1 pseudogene is annotated in these 588 nt (G+C 43.4%); it reads left to right on the top strand.

Annotation, left to right across the window (positions count from 1 at the left end):
• Positions 1-588: pseudogene (locus tag R7E78_RS28560) on the top strand (FAD-dependent oxidoreductase); the annotation flags it as partial.

Here is a 588-nt window from a genome sequence, read left to right on the forward strand (position 1 = left end):
AATTTGTATCGTGAAATTTCTGAACAACAATGTTTGGATTTGCTTACGCAATCTATAGATACGATCAGACTGTATCCTCACTCACTGAATATTCGTCCTACCATTATTGCCGTACCTCACTCTGATGGAGGTGACCCATTCGCGCTGCTGCCTCGCTTAGAGGTGATTAAAAGTGCTTACCAGGCGTTGGTCGACAAAGACGAACACAACAAAGTACTTGGCGAGCCTGAAGAGTATTTCAAACTGTATTCGAAAGAAGAACTGCAGGAACTGGCAAAACAAAACCAACCAGAACATCCATCCACATTTGATGAATGGAGCATTCCTTTTGCTCAGCACGCTGATTTAGAGCAATTAAAATATCCGGTCGTTGCCGTTCAGGAGTATGGTTGGAGCGTGTTCCGTTTAGCGGCTATTGCTAACTTAACCTTAGCAAAACTGCCGAATTCAAACGTGATTACTCAAGCGACACTGAATCAGGCAGATTGGCTTGGTGATCATTGGCAATTGACTTACGAACACAATGGCGTCAATTGTTTGCTTACTTGTGATTACTTAGTCAACGCATGTGGTTTCGAGACGGGAACT

Source organism: Vibrio sp. YT-19(2023), assembly GCF_033337395.1.